22 protein-coding genes are annotated in these 16,476 nt (G+C 66.2%); 15 read left to right on the forward strand and 7 right to left on the reverse strand.

Annotation, left to right across the window (positions count from 1 at the left end):
- The first annotated feature begins 823 nt into the window (after positions 1–823).
- From ACXJKM_RS28800 to ACXJKM_RS28820, 5 genes are read left to right on the forward strand one after another with little or no spacing between them, the layout of a single operon-like run.
- Positions 824–2,206: a CmpA/NrtA family ABC transporter substrate-binding protein gene (locus ACXJKM_RS28800; protein ID WP_457356489.1), complete on the forward strand. Its 1,383-nt coding sequence runs from the start codon at positions 824–826 to the stop codon at positions 2,204–2,206.
- Positions 2,203–3,075, forward strand: a complete 873-nt coding sequence (gene ntrB / locus ACXJKM_RS28805) for a nitrate ABC transporter permease (RefSeq protein WP_457356490.1) — start codon at positions 2,203–2,205, stop codon at positions 3,073–3,075. The genes ACXJKM_RS28800 and ntrB overlap by 4 nt, the downstream gene beginning before the upstream one ends.
- A complete protein-coding gene (locus ACXJKM_RS28810) occupies positions 3,065–3,943 on the forward strand; it encodes an ABC transporter ATP-binding protein (protein ID WP_457356491.1) in 879 nt (292 codons plus the stop codon). The genes ntrB and ACXJKM_RS28810 overlap by 11 nt, the downstream gene beginning before the upstream one ends.
- The gene (gene cynS / locus ACXJKM_RS28815; protein WP_457356492.1) at positions 3,940–4,383 is read left to right on the forward strand and encodes a cyanase; all 444 of its coding nucleotides are present in this window, start codon (positions 3,940–3,942) and stop codon (positions 4,381–4,383) included. The genes ACXJKM_RS28810 and cynS overlap by 4 nt, the downstream gene beginning before the upstream one ends.
- Positions 4,384–4,385: 2 nt before the next feature.
- Positions 4,386–4,847, forward strand: coding sequence for a nuclear transport factor 2 family protein (locus ACXJKM_RS28820; protein ID WP_457356493.1), 462 nt, complete (start codon positions 4,386–4,388; stop codon positions 4,845–4,847).
- Here the strand turns inward: ACXJKM_RS28820 and ACXJKM_RS28825 are convergent.
- From ACXJKM_RS28825 to modB, 4 genes are read right to left on the reverse strand one after another with little or no spacing between them, the layout of a single operon-like run.
- Complete coding sequence (locus ACXJKM_RS28825) at positions 4,844–5,641, reverse strand: TOBE domain-containing protein (protein ID WP_457356494.1); 798 nt, start codon at positions 5,639–5,641, stop codon at positions 4,844–4,846. The genes ACXJKM_RS28820 and ACXJKM_RS28825 overlap by 4 nt on opposite strands.
- Positions 5,638–6,339 carry an ABC transporter ATP-binding protein gene (locus ACXJKM_RS28830; protein ID WP_457356495.1) on the reverse strand — a complete coding sequence of 234 codons (702 nt, stop codon included), beginning with the start codon at positions 6,337–6,339 and terminating at the stop codon, positions 5,638–5,640. The genes ACXJKM_RS28825 and ACXJKM_RS28830 overlap by 4 nt, the downstream gene beginning before the upstream one ends.
- Positions 6,336–7,067: a molybdate ABC transporter substrate-binding protein gene (gene modA / locus ACXJKM_RS28835; RefSeq protein ID WP_457356496.1), complete on the reverse strand. Its 732-nt coding sequence runs from the start codon at positions 7,065–7,067 to the stop codon at positions 6,336–6,338. Before modA ends, ACXJKM_RS28830 begins: the two co-directional genes overlap by 4 nt.
- A complete protein-coding gene (gene modB, locus ACXJKM_RS28840) occupies positions 7,064–7,747 on the reverse strand; it encodes a molybdate ABC transporter permease subunit (protein ID WP_457356497.1) in 684 nt (227 codons plus the stop codon). Before modB ends, modA begins: the two co-directional genes overlap by 4 nt.
- Positions 7,748–7,831: 84 nt before the next feature.
- On the opposite strand from modB, the gene ACXJKM_RS28845 reads away from it, so the two are divergent.
- Positions 7,832–8,755: a VTT domain-containing protein gene (locus tag ACXJKM_RS28845; protein ID WP_457356498.1), complete on the forward strand. Its 924-nt coding sequence runs from the start codon at positions 7,832–7,834 to the stop codon at positions 8,753–8,755.
- 102 nt (positions 8,756–8,857) lie between these two features.
- Positions 8,858–9,034 (forward strand): hypothetical protein, encoded by a 177-nt coding sequence (locus tag ACXJKM_RS28850; protein ID WP_157281608.1) that lies wholly within the window; start codon positions 8,858–8,860, stop codon positions 9,032–9,034.
- A gap of 59 nt (positions 9,035–9,093) precedes the next feature.
- Here the strand turns inward: ACXJKM_RS28850 and ACXJKM_RS28855 are convergent, their stop codons facing one another.
- On the reverse strand, positions 9,094–9,729 hold the full coding sequence (locus ACXJKM_RS28855) for a response regulator (RefSeq protein WP_056197556.1): 636 nt from the start codon (positions 9,727–9,729) through the stop codon (positions 9,094–9,096).
- A gap of 189 nt (positions 9,730–9,918) precedes the next feature.
- Here ACXJKM_RS28855 and ACXJKM_RS28860 point away from each other — a divergent pair, with 189 nt between their 5' ends.
- Genes ACXJKM_RS28860 through ACXJKM_RS28875 form a run of 4 tightly spaced genes read left to right on the forward strand, consistent with a single transcriptional unit; the run spans position 9,919 to position 11,578 of the window.
- Positions 9,919–10,176, forward strand: coding sequence for a hypothetical protein (locus ACXJKM_RS28860; protein ID WP_457323593.1), 258 nt, complete (start codon positions 9,919–9,921; stop codon positions 10,174–10,176).
- A 14-nt stretch (positions 10,177–10,190) separates the two neighbouring features.
- Entirely contained in the window at positions 10,191–10,637 is a 447-nt protein-coding gene (locus tag ACXJKM_RS28865; RefSeq protein WP_457356499.1) for a BON domain-containing protein, read from the forward strand.
- Positions 10,630–11,166 carry a ferritin-like domain-containing protein gene (locus ACXJKM_RS28870; protein ID WP_457356500.1) on the forward strand — a complete coding sequence of 179 codons (537 nt, stop codon included), beginning with the start codon at positions 10,630–10,632 and terminating at the stop codon, positions 11,164–11,166. Before ACXJKM_RS28865 ends, ACXJKM_RS28870 begins: the two co-directional genes overlap by 8 nt.
- Positions 11,167–11,179: 13 nt before the next feature.
- A complete protein-coding gene (locus tag ACXJKM_RS28875; RefSeq protein ID WP_457356501.1) occupies positions 11,180–11,578 on the forward strand; it encodes a response regulator transcription factor in 399 nt (132 codons plus the stop codon).
- 54 nt (positions 11,579–11,632) lie between these two features.
- Here the strand turns inward: ACXJKM_RS28875 and ACXJKM_RS28880 are convergent, their stop codons facing one another.
- Positions 11,633–12,136: a hypothetical protein gene (locus ACXJKM_RS28880; RefSeq protein WP_457356502.1), complete on the reverse strand. Its 504-nt coding sequence runs from the start codon at positions 12,134–12,136 to the stop codon at positions 11,633–11,635.
- Between the two features lie 225 nt (positions 12,137–12,361).
- Here ACXJKM_RS28880 and ACXJKM_RS28885 point away from each other — a divergent pair, with 225 nt between their 5' ends.
- On the forward strand, positions 12,362–12,979 hold the full coding sequence (locus tag ACXJKM_RS28885) for a BON domain-containing protein (RefSeq protein WP_457356503.1): 618 nt from the start codon (positions 12,362–12,364) through the stop codon (positions 12,977–12,979).
- Between the two features lie 87 nt (positions 12,980–13,066).
- Here the strand turns inward: ACXJKM_RS28885 and ACXJKM_RS28890 are convergent, their stop codons facing one another.
- Entirely contained in the window at positions 13,067–13,615 is a 549-nt protein-coding gene (locus tag ACXJKM_RS28890) for a hypothetical protein (protein WP_056199530.1), read from the reverse strand.
- A 178-nt stretch (positions 13,616–13,793) separates the two neighbouring features.
- Between ACXJKM_RS28890 and ACXJKM_RS28895 the strand changes: the two genes are divergently transcribed.
- From ACXJKM_RS28895 to ACXJKM_RS28905, 3 genes are all read left to right on the forward strand, one after another.
- A complete protein-coding gene (locus tag ACXJKM_RS28895) occupies positions 13,794–13,943 on the forward strand; it encodes a hypothetical protein (RefSeq protein WP_157281602.1) in 150 nt (49 codons plus the stop codon).
- Between the two features lie 98 nt (positions 13,944–14,041).
- On the forward strand, positions 14,042–14,797 hold the full coding sequence (locus ACXJKM_RS28900; protein ID WP_457356504.1) for a ThuA domain-containing protein: 756 nt from the start codon (positions 14,042–14,044) through the stop codon (positions 14,795–14,797).
- A gap of 60 nt (positions 14,798–14,857) precedes the next feature.
- The gene (locus tag ACXJKM_RS28905; RefSeq protein WP_457356505.1) at positions 14,858–16,414 is read left to right on the forward strand and encodes a methyl-accepting chemotaxis protein; all 1,557 of its coding nucleotides are present in this window, start codon (positions 14,858–14,860) and stop codon (positions 16,412–16,414) included.
- Positions 16,415–16,476 lie beyond the last annotated feature (62 nt).

The raw sequence follows: 16,476 nt of genomic DNA on the forward strand, positions 1-16,476 counted from the left end.
GCTATCCAGCACGGGGTCAGCAGCCACGGCTACTGGCACATGGCACGGACCCCGGTGACACAGCAGGCGATGTCCAACGCGTGGTTGAAAGCGCAAGGATTGGTCAGCGTCCAAGCTCTGTGGTGCAAGGCCCAGGGCTACTCGACATAACGGCTTCGTCGAGCGCGCCAACTGGTTGAACCGCCCACTGCGGACCCGCACGGTGGGTGGTGTGGGGGCTGGGGGCTAAATACCCCCGGCTACCCGATTCTCTCTGGAGCTAATGCGGGGCATGTCCGAGAGGTGGTTGGCGGACCGTTCTGTGCGCCAAAAAGCCCCGATAAGGCTGATACGTTCACGCTGCGTTGCTGGCTCGTCCGCACCAAGCCCGCTTGGGCGAGCGCGCCTGCTACGCAGCGCAAGCTAGCAGTTTTTCGACGCTGTATAAACATACAGTATTTCGCTATGCTGCTAGGTTTGCTGTAGCAGTAGATCAAGGGAACGTGTTCTGTGGAGACAGGCGGCGCTGCCTAGGCAGGCGCGCTGCGCTCTAGATCGGCGCATTGCGGCGCAGGCAAGTGCTTGAATCAACACAAAAATTCTCCCGTTCCACTGCATTCCATACAGCATTAAATTTCCGTCAAAAGCGGCGCGCACTTACAAGTTCTCTGCCGTGCGTTGACGCCTGATGATGCCAGCGGCGCTGGCTCTCGCCCCGCCGCCGCCAACCGCTGCAGACCCAGGTTTTCCCTGGTAGTTCCAGCCCTACAAAAACTCGCCGCCCCCCACGATTCCGCGACGACGCACTGATTCCTAGAGTCGCTCCCATCCTGAGGAGCACTCGATGACCCACGATCCCTACGACGCCGACCGGCCTTTGCTGATGCATTGCGCCTGCGGCCAGCACGCCAGCGCTGCTGACCATGCTGCTGCCGAACTGCGCGAACGCAGCGAAACGGCCGACTTCGAGGCCGAGTCCGCCAGCTTCGTCGAAGCCACGATCGTGAAGGCGCTGTTCCCGCAGGACGCGCTGCGCCGCCGCTTCCTGAGGGCTGTCGGCCGCAACACCGCAATGGCCGCCATCGGCAGCGTGCTGCCGATCGCCTCGTTGCAGGCCATGGCGCAGGGCGGTCAAGGCTCGCTGGAGAAGAAGGACCTGAAGATCGGCTTCATCCCCATCACCTGTGCCACGCCGCTGATCATGGCCCACCCGCTCGGCTTCTATGCCAAGCAGGGACTGAACGTGGAAGTCGTGAAGACGGCGGGCTGGGCGTTGATCCGCGACAAGATGATCAACAAGGAGTACGACGCGACGCACTTCCTGTCGCCGATGCCGCTGGCCATCAGCCTGGGCCTGGGTGCGCCTGCCACGGCGATGAACGTGGCCACGATCCAGAACACCAACGGCCAGGCCATCACGCTCAGCGTCAAGCACAAGGACAAGCGCGACCCGGCGACGTGGAAGGGCTTCAAGTTCGCGGTGCCCTTCGAGTATTCGATGCACAACTTCCTGCTGCGCTACTACGTGGCGGAAGCGGGGCTGGACCCGGACCGCGACATCCAGATCCGCGTGGTGCCGCCGCCCGAGATGGTGGCCAACCTGCGCGCCGGCAACATCGACGGCTTCCTGGGCCCGGACCCGTTCAACCAACGCGCCGTGTACGAGGAGGTGGGCTTCATCCACCTGCTGACCAAGGAGCTGTGGAACGGCCACCCCTGCTGCGCCTTCGGCACGAGCACGGAGTTCATTCAGAAGAACCCCAACACCTTCATCGCGCTGTACCGCGCGGTGCTGACCGCCGCGGCCATGGCCCGCGAAGCCAAGAACCGCGAACTGATCGCCAAGGTCATCGCGCCGCAGGCCTATCTGAACCAACCCGAGACCGTCATCGCCCAAGTGCTGACGGGCAAGTTCGCCGATGGCCTGGGCAACGTCAAGGTCGTGCCGGACCGTGCCGATTTCGACCCCATGCCCTGGCAGAGCATGGCCGTGTGGATGCTCACGCAGATGAAGCGCTGGGGCTATCTGAAGGGCGACGTGAACTACAAACAGATCGCCGAAAAGGTGTTCCTGCTGACCGACGCGCGCAAGCAGATGAAGGCGCTCGATCAGGCCGTGCCCGAGGACAAGACGGGCGGCTATCCGAAGTTCAAGGTGATGGGCAAGGAGTTCGATCCCGCCAAGCCAGACGCCTACGTGAACAGCTTCGCGATCAAACGCACATGAAGCCGTCTCTCGCCTTCCGCGCCGGCCTGCTGTCACTGCTGCTGCTGATCTGCCTGCTCGGCCTGTGGCACCTGGCCACGCTGGGCAGCGGCGCCAGCGCCGCACCTGCAGCGGCGATGACGCCCGAGCAGATCGAATACGCCAAGCTGATGGGCAAGCCCGTCGACGCGACGCCGGTGGCGGCGAAGAGCGGCTTCCCGACGCTCGCGCAGATGGGCCGCACGGTCGTTCACCACCTGTCCGAACCCTTCTACGACCGCGGCCCCAATGACAAGGGCATCGGCCTGCAACTGGGGTACTCGCTGGGTCGCGTGGGGCTGGGCTATCTGCTCGCGGCGCTGGTCGCCATCCCACTGGGCTTCGTCATCGGCATGAGCCCGCTGATCTACCGCGCGCTCGACCCTTTCATCCAGGTGCTCAAGCCCATCTCGCCGCTCGCGTGGATGCCACTGGCCCTCTACACGATCAAGGACTCGGCCGCGAGCGGCATCTTCGTCATCTTCATCTGCAGCCTGTGGCCGATGCTGATCAACACGGCCTTCGGCGTGGCCGGCGTGCGGCGCGAGTGGCTGAACGTGGCGCGCACGCTGGAGGTGAGCCCGCTGCGCCGTGCCTTCGAGGTCATCCTGCCGGCGGCGGCGCCCACCATCCTGACGGGCATGCGCATCAGCATGGGCATCGCCTGGCTCGTCATCGTCGCGGCCGAGATGCTGGTGGGCGGCACGGGCATCGGCTACTTCGTCTGGAACGAGTGGAACAACCTCAGCCTGCCCAACGTCATCTTCGCCATCCTCGTCATCGGCCTCGTCGGCATGGCGCTGGACCTGCTCTTCGCCCGCGCGCAGAAGGCGGTGACCTATGCCGACTGAACTCGTGCAAGTCCAGGGCCTGGCCAAGCGCTACGGCGATGCGACCGTCTTCGATCACGTTAACTTCACGCTGACCGAGGGCGAGTTCGTCTGCATCATCGGCCATAGCGGCTGCGGCAAGACGACCATCCTCAACGTGTTGGCCGGGCTGGAGCAGGCGAGCAATGGCCATGTCTTCATGGCCCAGCGAGAGGTGAATGCGCCAGGGCTGGAGCGCGGCGTCGTGTTCCAGGGCCATGCGTTGATGCCGTGGCTGACGGTGCGCCAGAACATCGCCTTTGCGGTGCGCAGCAAATGGCCGAGCTGGAAGCGCGCCGAGGTCGATGCGCAGGTCGAGAAATACGTCGCCCTCGTTAGTCTCACGCCCGCGCTGGACAAGAAGCCCAGCCAGCTCTCCGGCGGCATGAAGCAGCGCGTGGGCATCGCCCGCGCCTTCGCCATCGAGCCGCGCATGCTGCTGCTGGACGAGCCCTTCGGCGCGCTGGACGCGCTGACGCGCGGCACCATCCAGGACGAGCTGCTGAAGATCTGCGCCGCCACGCGCCAGACCGTTTTCATGATCACGCACGACGTGGACGAAGCCATCTTGCTGGCCGACCGCATCTTGCTGATGGCCAACGGCCCGCAGGCGCGCGTGGCGGAGATCGTCGTCAACACGATGAGCCGTGACCGCCAGCGCGCGTCGCTGCACCACGACCCGCAGTTCTATCGCATCCGCAATCACCTCGTCGACTTCCTCGTCGAGCGCAGCGCCACGCTGTCGCATGGCCGCGCGCCGGAGCAGCCGCCCGAGGTTCGCCCCGGGCTTCAGACCGCCGAAATTGTTTCCCTCGACACCCACCCCGCCATTCACAGGAGCCAAGCATGAGCCGCCTCGAAGTCACCGAAAAAATCATCGCCACCAAGGTCGCCAAAGGCATCAAGTGGGCCGACGTCGCCGCCGACATCGGCCTCAGYAARGARTGGGTCACCGCCGGCTGCCTSGGCCARATGACCTTCAACGACGAGCAGGCCGCCAAGCTGGCCAAGCACTTCGACCTGACCGAGTGCGAAACCCAGTGGCTCAAGGTCGTGCCCTACAAGGGCAGCCTGCCGACCAGTGTGCCGACCGACCCGCTGATCTACCGCTTTTACGAGCTGATCAGCGTCTACGGCACTACCTTCAAGGAGCTGATCCAYGAAGARTTYGGCGACGGCATCATGAGCGCSATYGACTTCAAGATGGACCTGCAGCGCGAGCCCAACGCGGCCGGCGACCGGGTCAGCATCGTCATGAGCGGCAAGTTCCTTCCCTACAAGACGTACTGAGCATGAAGCCGCCGCTGCCGCCGTTCACGCACGAGAGTGCGGTGCAGAAGGTTCGCATGGCCGAGGACGCCTGGAACAGCCGCGACCCCGACCGCGTCGTCGGCGTCTACACGGACGACACGGTCTGGCGCAACCGCGCGGAATTCCCGGTCGGCCGCGAGCAGGTGCATGGCTTTCTCGTGCGCAAGTGGGYGCGYGARCTGGACTACCGCCTCATCAAGGARCTSTGGGCCTTCAGCGACCACCGCATCGCTGTGCGCTTTGCCTACGAGTGGCACGACGACTCCGGCCACTGGTACCGCAGCTATGGCAACGAGAACTGGGAGTTCACCGCAGAGGGCCTGATGCGGCGGCGCTTTGCGAGCATCAACGACCTGCCCATTGCGACATCGGCGCGGCTGTTCTTCTGGCCGCTGGGCCGGCGGCCGGATGAGCATCCGAGCCTGAGTGACCTGGGGCTCTAGGCGCGGACCGCCAGCATCACCGCGTAGGCCTTGAACACAGCCGTCGCCGCTTGCCCCACGGCCAAGCCGAGGCCGTCGACCGCGTCATTGGTGACGCTCGCCGTGACCACCGTGCCGCCCGGCAGCGTCACGCCGATCAGCGACGACACCGCGCCGCGCTCCACGCGCGACACCGTGCCGGCCAGTTGGTTGCGGGCCGACAGCCTGTAGCCGCCGAAATCCGTCACCAGCACGATCTCGCTGGACTTCACGAGGGCCAGCGCCTCCTGGCCCGTCTGCACCTGCAGTTCCAGCGCGGCCTCGGTCGTCAGTGAGGCGGTGACATGCTGGCCGCCGTCCAGCGCGACGCGCACCGTCGTCGTCGACGGGCCGGGGTTCACGCCCGAGATGCGGCCGAAGAACTGGTTGCGGGCGGTGGTCTTCATGCTCATCCTTTTCAGCAGCGCGTCGAGCGCCGGTTGGGTGGCCAGCCAGGCGGCCTGTTCGTGCAGGAAGGCGCTGTGTCGGGCCTGAAGTTCACGCCAGGCGGCGAGCAGGGCATCGCCCTCGGCAGTCAGTCGCGTGCCGCCGCCACCGGCGCCACCCGTGGCCTTGTCGACCAGCGGTGAGTGCGTCAGCGCCGTGGCCGCATCCAGTACCAGCCAGGCGCCCTTGTAGCTGTAGCCGGTGGCGCGGGCGGCCTTCTGCAGCGAGCCGGTCAGCGCGAGAGCCGCGAGCAGGTCGAAGAAGCGGCCGTCCAGCCGGCCGGCCAGGCGCAGCTCGCCCTGCAGCAGCGGGTGGTCGGGGGTGCTCATAGCAGTCGGGCGCGCAGTTCGGAGTCGTCGGCCTGCAGCCGCTGGCTGACCTGGCCACCATCGATCAGCACGATCTCGTCGGCCAGCGTCAGAACGTCGTCGGCATCGTGGCTGACCATGACAGCCGGGATGCCCCGTTGCGCCAGCACGCGCTGCAGCTCAGTGCGCAGTTCGCGGCGCAGCGCGCTGTGCAGGGCGGCGAAGGGTTCGTCCAGCAACAGCACCTTGGGGTTGCAGGCCAGCGCCCGCGCCAGCGCCACGCGTTGCTGCTGGCCGCCGGAGAGCGTGGCCGGTTTGCTGCGCGCCATGGCCGTGAGGCCGAAGGATTCGATCAGCTCGTCCACCCGCGCCGCGTCCTCGGGCTTCAGACGCTTGCGCCAGTTCGTCAGTCCGAAGGCGATGTTGTCGCGCACGCTGAGGTGGGGGAACAGGGCGTAGTGCTGGAACAGATAGCCGACGCCACGAGCCTCGGGCGGCAGGTTGATGCCGGCGGCGGTGTCCAGCAGTGCGAGGCCGTTGAGCTTCATATGCCCAGCGCGCACTGGCAGCAGTCCGGCCATGGCCTGCAGCGTCAGCGACTTGCCGGCGCCCGACGGGCCGTAAAGGGCGACGAAGGGCGCGTCGGTGGCAAAGGCGACGTCGAGGTCGAAGCGGCGCCGGGCGTCGCTGACTGAAAGTTGCAGGCGAACGTCGATCAAGGTTTGCCGAAACCGTACTTGGCCAGGATGCCCTGGGCTTCGGCCCCGCCGAGGAAGGCGACGAAGTCTCGCGCCAACGCGGCCTGCCGGCTGCCCGCCACGACGGCGGCCGGGTAGGTGATGGGGGTGTGGCCGCCGACCGCCGCGACCACGCGCAGCTTGTCCTTGGCGATCTCGGCGTCGGTGCGGTAGACGAAACCGGCCTCCACCTCGCCGCGAGCGACGTAGTCCAGCACCTGGCGCACGTTGTCGGCGAAGACAAGCTTGGGGCTCACCGCCGACCAGAGCTGTGCGGCCCCCAGGGCCTGCTGCGTGTATTGGCCCACGGGGACGGAGGCCACCTTGCCAACCGCGATGCGCTTTACGGTGGGCAAGGTCAGGTCGGCCACACGCCTGACGGGGCTGTCCGGCGGCGCCACCAGGACCAGGGTGTTGCTCGCGAAGTCGCGGCGAGTGCCGGTGGCAATGAGCTGTTGGTCGGCACTGCGGTTCATCGTCTCCTGGTCGGCGCTGACGAAGACGTCCACCGGTGCGCCCTGGGCGATCTGCTGCAGCAGCACGCCGGAGGCGGCGAAGTTGAAGCGCAGCGTCGCGCCGGGCTTGACCGCTTCGAAGCGCGGGGCGATCTCCTTGAAGGCGTCGGTCAGGCTGGCGGCGGCCGAGACGGTGAGTTGCTGAGCCGAGGCCAGCAAGGGAATGGCGGTCAACAGGAGCAGCAGGCGCTTCATGACGGCGAGCTTTGCAGAAAGCGGTTGGACAGCACGAGGATGGCGACCGACACGGCCGAGACGATGAGGGCGAGCATCAGTGCCAGGTCGTCGCGCCCGGCCTGCACGGCGTCGTAGATGGCCATGGAGGCGGTCTGGGTCTGGCCCGGAATGGAGCCCGCCACCATCAGCGAGGCGCCGAACTCGCCCATCGCGCGGGCGAAGGCCAGCAGCGTGCCGGCGAGGATGCCGGGCCAGGCCAGCGGCAGCGTCACGCGCAGGAAGGTGCTCCAGCCCGACTGGCGCAGCGTGCGCGCGGCGGCTTCAAGGTTGCGGTCGACCTGGGAGAAGGCGCTGCTGGCGCCCTTGAGCACCAGCGGCAGGGCCACCAGCGTCGAGGCGATGACGGCGCCGTGCCAGTTGAAGATGATGGTGTAGTCGAAGTGCTCGCGCAGCCAGCCACCGAGCACGCTGCGCCGACCCATCAGCACGAGGATGCCGTAACCCAGCACGGTCGGCGGCAGCACCAGCGGCAGCATGCAGATGGCCTCCAGCAGGCCTCGGCCCGGGAGCCTGGTGCGCGCGAACACCCAGCCCAGGGCCACGCCCAGCGCCAGGGCCAGCGCCGTTGCGACGAGGGCCACGCGCAGCGTCAGCGCCAGCGGCGCGGCATCGAACTGGCTCCAGAGGTCGGTTGGCATGGTGGCGTAATGTAATCAACTACATCACGAATGGCCGGCCGAAGCGTGGACAGGCCACGGCGCACTATGCTGTCAAGCAACATCATGGAACTGCTGATCGATCTCTTTGCCCGCTACGGCCTGCTTGCCGTGGCCGTCGCCGTGCTGCTGCACCAGCTCGGCGCGCCGCTGCCGTCCACGCCCTTGCTGCTGCTGCTGGGCGCGGAGTCAGCGGCACGCGAGGGCTTCGCGTTGCGCGCCTTCGCCGCGATCACGCTGGCGGCGATGGTGGCCAATGTGCTTTGGTTCTGGGCGGGCCGGCGCCTGGGACGGCGCGTGCTGGCGGCGCTGTGCCGCATTTCCATCTCGCCGGACAGCTGCGTGCGCCAGAACGAGATCAGCTTCGCCCGCCGGGGCGTGCTGACCCTGCTCATCGCCAAGTTCGTGCCGGGACTGTCCATGCTCGCGCCGCCGCTGGCGGGTGCCCTGGGCATGACAGCGGGGCGCTTCCTGACCTGGAACCTGCTCGGCTCGGCCCTCTGGGCGGCCGCGGGCCTGGCGGCCGGCCGTGTCTTCCATGCGCAGATCGATGCCGTGCTGCGGGAGCTGAGCCAACTGGGCGGTGCCGCCCTGGCCCTCGGCGCAGCGATCGTCGCCGCCTATCTCGGCTGGCGGCTGTGGCGGCGCGCCGCCGTCCGACGCGAGTTGAGCCGTCTTGAGCGCCTCGGCCCCGACGACGTGTTGGCGTTGATGCAGCAGGGCAGCAATGTCGTTTTCGTCGATGTGCGTGGCGTGCCGCTGGGCAGCCGCATTCCCGGCGCGCGCCATCTCGACCTCGGCGCCCTGGGCGACGCGGCCCTGGCAGGCTGGCCGTTGGAGGCGGAGTTCATCACCTACTGCGCCTGTCCCAACGATGTGTCCGCCGCGCGCGCCGCGCAGTGGCTGAAGGCCAGGGGGCACCAGGCCCGTGTGCTGCGAGGCGGCATCGACGCCTGGGCGCAGGCCGGCCTTGCCCTCGAAGCGGAATGAATCCACGTTCGACCGAGGTTGGGCTGCGCACGTTGGATCTAGTGTTTACCCTATAATCGGGTTTACCCTAGATCAACGAGCGGGCCACGAGCCCAAACCACCATGAGCCTGATCCAAAACTTGCTGCAATCTCTGCGCACCGCGCTGACCGTTGACACCGTCTCGGACGTCGAAGAGCGCTATCTGTCCAGCGCCATTGACCACGCCGACCTCGAGCGCCGCATTGCAACCCAATCGCGTGCCTCCATGTCCATGGCGCCGATGAACATCGGTCGCTGAGCCAAGCCGGCTTCGCAAAAACGGCCCCGTCAGGGGCCGTTGTCATTTCCGGGCTGCGCTTACTGGATCAGCCCGTTCTTCAGTGCGTAATAGGTCAGGTCGCTGTTGGTCTCAAGCTTGATCTTCTCCAGCACCCGGGTGCGGTAGGTGCTGACGGTCTTGACGCTGAGGAACATGGCCTTGGCCATGTCGCCCACCGTCTCTCCCTTGGCCAGGCGCAGGAAGACCTGCAGTTCACGCTCCGACAGCGACTCGTGCAGCGGCCGGTCGGAGCCGCCCCCGGCGACGCCGTCGGCCAGCAACTCGGCCACGGCCGGGCTGATGTAGCGCCGGCCGCGCGCGACGGTGCGGATGGCGTTGGCGATCTCCTCCGGATCGCACTCCTTGTTCAGATAGCCGCTGGCGCCCTGGCGCAGCAGCGCCGTAGCGTAGTGCGTCTCGGGGAAGCCGCTGAGGATGAGGATGGGCAACTCGGGGAAGCGGGTCTTGATGGCCGACAAGGCATCCACGCCGCTCTGCCCGGGCATGGAGATGTCCATCAACAAGACATCGACCTCGCCGGTGCGCGCCAGCTCGAGCGCGTCGCGGCCGTTGCCGGCCTCGCCTGTCACGCGCAGGTCGACGTTTTCGCCGAGGAACTGACGCAGGCCGGACCGCACGATGGCGTGGTCGTCAACGATGCCAATGCGAATCATGTTGCGCTCCGAATCAGTTGTGATAACGAGTAAAGCGTAGCGAGGGCAAACGGCGTGCGCGATCAGCGCTGTCCTACAAGGGGTATAGGCCGGCCGCTTGTCCTACGGGCCCACACGAATGTGGCCGGTAGCCAGAGCCATCGGTTTTTTGCAAAGTCGGCTCAGGTCACGCAGACCATGGAGCGAGTGATGAAAACCTTGGCCGATACCTTGGCCCGTCTCCTCCCGCCGCTTTGGCTCGTGCTGGCCCTCAGCGCCGCACTTGGCGCCGCCTTGCTGACGGCCTTTGTCGACCTCCTTCAACAGAACGTTCGCCGTGGCGAGGAGATGCGCCACTGGCAACGAGTCGGCGTTGTCCGACACCCGATAGGCGCCGTGGCTGCCGCCGCGCCGCAGGCGCAGCCGCCACAGTTGCCCACATCGTTTTCCCAACACCTTCAGCGATGAAGAAAGGACGCATGATGAACCGCATCCCCACCCCCCGCACGCCGCTGATTGCCGCCCTGGCCCTGGTCGCCGCCCTGGCCGCCTGCAGCAAGCAGAACGACGAACGCACTGCCGGCCAGAAGCTTGACGGCGCAATCGCCGACGCCAAGCAGGCCGGTAACGAGGCAAAGACCGATGCCCGCCAAGCCGTGGACAAGGCGGAGACCAAGCTGAAGGACGCGACTGCGGCCGCTGCTGACGCCGCCACCGACGCGACCATCGTCACCAAGATCAACGCCGCGCTGATGGCCGATGACAGGCTCAAGGCCACCAAGATCGACGTGCGAGCCGAGGACGGCCGCGTCACGCTGGTCGGTACGGCCCCCGACGCCGGCTCGCAGGCTCGCGCGACGACGCTGGCCTCCGCCGTGAACGGTGTTCGCTCAGTGGACAACCAGCTCGTGGTGGCACGCAATGGTTGACAAGCAAAGGCCTCTGCAACTGGATGAGGCCGGCCTGGAGGCGGCGCGCGGTCATCTCGATGATGGCGCGGTCACGCCGGCCTACGGGCCGTGGCGTGAAGACATCGTCAGCCTCCTCAACGGTGCTTTGGCCACCGAGCTGATCTGCGTGCTGCGCTACCGCCGGCACCACTTCATGGCCACGGGGCTGGAATCGCCCAGCATTGCTGCGGAATTTCTCGTCCATGCCGATGCGGAGCTGGGCCATGCCGACCGGCTGGCCGAGCGCATCGTGCAGCTGGGCGGCGAACCCGACTTCAACCCTGTGGGCCTGCCTGAGCGCAGCCACGCGGACTACGACGGCGTCAACGATCTCAAGGCCATGATCAAGTCCAACCTCATCGCCGAGCGGGTTGCTGTCGAGAGCTACCGGCAGATGATCCATCTGGTCGGGGACAAGGATTCCACGACCCGGCGCCTGCTGGAGGACATCCTGGCTGACGAGGAAGAGCATGCCGACGAGTTGAAGGATTGGATGGCCCGTGCCTGAACCGGAGCTTGCCATGCCTGCGTTGCGCGCGTTCATCGTCGAGAACAGCCCCGTGATCCGTGAGAATCTAGCGGGCACTCTCGAGGAAATGGCCAACGTCGAAGTCATCGGCAGCGCCGGCGATGAGGAGTCGGCCGTGCATTGGATGAGCCGTGAGGCCGCCCAGAAGGCCGATGTGGTCATCGTCGATATCTTCCTGAATTCCGGCAACGGTCTGGGCGTGCTGCGTGCGGCCCAGCGTTTGGGCATGGCGGCGCGCCGCATCGTGCTGACCAATTACGCGACCGAGGACATGCGCCGCCGGTGCGCCACACTGGGCGCAGAGCGCGTGTTCGATAAATGCCGCCAGCTCGATGAACTGATCAACTATTGCGCCGATCTGGCTGCCGGGCGATCTCCGCAGATGGCGTAGTCAACCTAACCGACGGTCGATGACAGGTGGGCGCTGAGGCGCCCGCTTTGCTGTTCACCAGGTCGCTGAATAGCTGAGCATGACGCGGCGGGCCTGTGGGCGCAACGTCAGCCGGCTTTGTGAACTCAGCTGGTACGAGAACGCACCGCGCAAGCCAGTCAAGCCTTCTCCCTTTGGGCGTTCGAAAGCCATGCGTGATGCCCAGCCGCTGTCACGCTGCCAGACCGGAGTTTCCACACCGCCACTCAACCTGGTGTTGAAGTTGTAGCTGACGCCAGCCCACAGGGCCTCGCGCACGGCGGCTTGCGGCCCGAGCTGCGCGGGTGAGCGAAGTTGCTGTTCGAGCCCCAGCTGATAGCGCCAGCGCGAGCGTTCGCGCTGGCGACTAAGCCATTGCGGGTCGCGCCAATTCAGCTCGGGGTCCGATGCGTATTGCGGCGTCGCTTGGCTGGCCAGACCGATGCCAGCGCCCATGCCGCTACTGGCTGGCACGCCCTGGGCATGAACACCCTGGACGAGAGACAGGCCGAGCAGCGGGAAGAGCAGGCGGAGATTCATGGCGCAGCACTTCAAGGTTTGATGAGTCGGATGATGGGTGGTGAGCTTCGTCGGCGGTGTCGGCCTGCGGCAGTAGCAGCTATCGGACAACGGGAAGCCCGCATGCACGCGCCGATGCAGTGGCGCGCGGTCCTACAGCCTGCGACTGCACTCGCTGACGGGTGGGGCCATGGCCGCCAGCCAGACTTGCAGCGTGAGGCCCACCGGGCCCGTCAGGAGATCGCCATGAAACCCGTCACAAGCCCCCACGCCGACGACTGGCGCGCCCGTCTGCCGCCTTATGGTGAGTCCACCGATCCTGCCGTCGCACCGCCCGTACGCCGCTTGCGTGACGACGAGAGACCTCGCAGGCGCTCTAGCGCTGGCGCCTGGCTCCTCGCACTGGGCCTGGGCGCCGCTATCACGGCGATCACCGTTGCCACCCTGCAAGACTCCCGCACCCCGGGCACCCAGCTCGATGACGCGATTGCGAGCGTGCGCAACTTCGGCCATCGCATCGGTCAAACGGTCACGGATTCTCAGAACGCGGCCGTCGAGGCCTCGCGCAGCGCCGTGGACGGCGTTGGCACGGCCATCGATGACACGGGCATCAGTCTCAAGGTCAAGACGGCGCTTGCTGCCGACCCGGCCCTCAGCGCGCCGCGGATTGAGGTGACGACGACAGGCGGCATCGTGCGTCTGGAAGGCCCGGCCCCCGATGCGGCCGCCAAGGAGCGCGCCACGGTGCTGGCCGGAGCCCCACAGGGCGTGCGTGGCGTGGATAACCGCCTGACTCTGCCGCAGGCGGGGCGAGTGGTCGCGGTGGCGGACGGCATGCCCGCCGCGGCCAGTGCGGCGCATTGAACGTTTCTCCAGGTGCGAGAACGCCGGCTCGAGAGCCGGCGTTTTTTCGTCATGCCACCGCTGCGGTATCGCAGCGGTGGCGCCTCATCACTGGAAGTAGCGGGCCTTGGCGCTGGCCTGGCAGCTGTCCTTGGCGTCGCCCGATAGCGAATCGCAGCGTTCGTTGGCGACCTTGTAGTCGGCCTTCAGCTTGGTCTCAAGCGCATCTGACTGCGCGGACGCGACCGCCTTGTTGGCCTTCAGGTCGGCCTTGGCCTTGTCATGCTCGGCCTTGGCTTCGGCGACGCAGACGTCCTTGGCATTGCCGGACTTGTCATCGCACATTTCCTTGGCCAGCTTGTAGCGTGCCTCGTAGCGGGACTCCAGGTAATCGTTGTGATCCTTGACCGTGCCTGTGTACTGGTATTCGAGGTTGGCCAGGGCGACCTTTTCATGAGCCTTGGCGCGCTCGACGCACACGTCCTTGGCATTGCCCGCAAGGGAACCGCATTTGTCGCGCTCGGCCTTGAACATGGCCTTGACCTCATCCTTGGCTTGCGAATAGACGGGCTTGGTCAGATTGGCCGAAGCCGCGCCGGCGAGGCCGACCAGTGCGAGGGCACACAAAAGGCGGGAGGTGCGGATTTGCTTCGTCATGGGGATCTCCTTTGGCTTGATGGGTGGCAGCGTCATGCCCTCGACAGGGCAGGTGCCACGCCGCTGAGCTTAGGAATCCACCCGTGCCGGCCGTGTCGGCGTCACGGCCCTGCAAAGGTCGGACGAGGCCGCGTGGGCGAAGCCCGGGTGAGGCCTTGAGTAATGCTCATGCTTCTGGGTGGCGCTCATCCGCCTCGCCTGCTCGTTCGTGATGGGCCTGCTGGTGTGCAGGATGACGCTGCGCCGCCGCATTCCCTTCGCCTTCGCGGCGCTGTCATTCGATGCGTCGGTCACACTGCCCGCCGCCGCCGCCGAAAGCCGAAGCTGAGACCGTCCGATGCCAGAGCGGGGACGGCGGCCTCTGAATCTCACCCAATTGGAGATTGACCGATGAAATGCTTTATCTGGCTCACATGCCTCGCCGCCATGGCTTGCGGGGTGGTCACCGACGCCCTGGCCGCGCCGCCCAAGAAGCTCCTCATCGTCACGACGACGATGGGCTTTCGCCACAGCTCCATCGAGACGGCGGAACGCGTGCTGGCGTCGCTCGGACAGTCGTCCGGCTCGTTCGACGTGGAGCTGGCGGCCGTCACGCCCGTCGAAGGCACCGCTGCGGCGGTCTACGCCGAGCAGGTCAGAACCATGCTGGAGCGCAAGCTGAATCCTGCGGCGCTGAAGCGCTACGACGGCATCGTCTTCGCCAGCACCACGGGCGAGCTGCCACTGCCCGACAAGGAGGCCTTCATCCAGTGGATCAGGGACGGCGGCGCCTTCATCGGCATCCACAGCGCCACCGACACCCTGCACGCCTACCGCCCCTACATCGACATGCTGGGCGGCGAGTTCGACTATCACCGCGAGCAGGTGAGCATCGAAGCCCTCAACCGCGACGCCTCGCACCCGGCGAACCGCCATCTGCCCGCCACCTGGACCCTTGATGGCAAGCTTGAGGAGATCTACGTCTTCAAGAACCATGACCCCGCTGGCGTGCACGATCTGCTCGTGCTGGATCGGCATCCGAACACCCACGCGCCCGGGCACTTTCCGATTTCCTGGTGCCGGAACTTCGGCAAGGGCCGGGTGTTCTACACAGCGCTGGGCCACAACGAGCATGTGTGGCTCATGCCAGCCTTCCAAAGTCACGTGCTGGGCGGCATCGCGTGGGCACTGGGGCTCAAGTAGTCGTATAAATCGGTGGTCTGGCGATGCAGACCAGTTCTCTCATACCAACAGGAGGCGGCCATGAAAGCTGCGACAGACTGGAAGATTGGGACCCGTCTGACAGCGGGATTTGCAATGGTCATCGCGTTGCTGGCCGCGCTGGCCATCATCGGCGTGACGAAGATCAACGCGGTGAATGGCAGCACCGAAATCATCCTGCACGACCGTTTCGTCAAGGTGTCGCTGGCTCACCTCATCGAGAACGAGGTGAACGCGCAGCTGCGAGCCATCAGGACGGCATTGATCGCCTCCGACAAAGGGGTTGTCGACAAGGAGCTGGCCAAGATCGAGGCCTCCGTGCCCGTGGTGAACGACGCCATCCAGAAGCTGACGGCTACCGTGCACAGCGAGCGGGGCCGAGCGGCCTTGCAGGCGCTGGTCGACGGCCGGGCGAAATTCAAGGAACACCAGGCGCCTCTGATTGAAATGATCAAGGCCGGAAAGGTCGAGGACGGGCGCACAGAACTCATCACCGGCATCCTGCCGCTGCAAGGCGTCTATCTGCATGCGGTCGAGGAGTTCGCCAGGTCCCAGACCGAGAGCATGGAGCAGTTTGGCGCCGAGGCCAAGGAAACCGCCGCTGCAGCGAAGTTCCTCATGATCCTGCTGTCGGCTGTCGCCGTGGGCCTTGCAACCCTGATCGCCGTCTTGCTGAGCCGTTCAATCACGAGGCCGATCGCCGAGGCGCTGCACGTCGCCGAGACCGTTGCGTCCGGTGACTTGACCTCGGAGATCAAGTCGCATGGCCGGGACGAAACGGGCCAACTGCTGCTGGCGCTGCATTCGATGAATCAGAGCCTGGTGCGCATCGTGGATCAGGTGCGCCTGAGCAGCGAATCGATCGCGACGGGTTCGCAGGAAATCGCCACCGGCAGCGCGGACCTGTCCCAGCGCACTGAAGAGCAGGCCTCCAATCTGGAGGAGACCGCTTCGTCGATGGAGGAGCTCACGGCCACCGTTCAGCGCAGCGCTGCGTCCGCGCGTGAGGCCGCTGCATTGGCTGGTGCCGCCAGCAAGGTGGCGACGCGAGGCGGCGCGGTCGTCTCGGAGGTGGTCACGACCATGGGGAACATCAGTGCCAGCTCGCGCAAGATTGCCGACATCACCGGCGTGATCGACGGCATCGCCTTTCAGACCAATATCCTGGCCCTGAACGCCGCCGTCGAGGCTGCGCGAGCGGGCGAGCATGGCCGCGGATTCGCGGTTGTTGCGGGCGAGGTGCGCACGTTGGCACAGCGCGCCGCGACCGCGGCCAAGGAAATCAAGGTATTGATCGGCGAGAGCGTGGAGCGGGTGGATGCCGGCGTGCGGCTCGTCGAAGGTGCAGGCGTGACGATGGAAGAGATCGTGCGCAACGTGCAGCAGGTCGCGACGCTGATTGCAGAGATCGGCGCCGCCGCGGACCAGCAGAGCGTTGGCATCGGAGAGGTCAGCAACGCCGTGAACCAGCTGGATCAGGTGACCCAGCAGAACGCGGCGCTGGTGGAGGAATCGGCGGCTGCCGCGGACAGCCTGAGTCAGCAGGCGCGGCGCCTGACCGAGGTGGTTGGCGTGTTCAAGCTTGGAACTGGGCAGTGAGCGCGTAACGACTGAGGATCGGCAAGCGGGCCCCGTCCGCGACCGCTCAGGTGCGTGACCGG

The organism is Roseateles sp. P5_D6 (assembly GCF_054049415.1).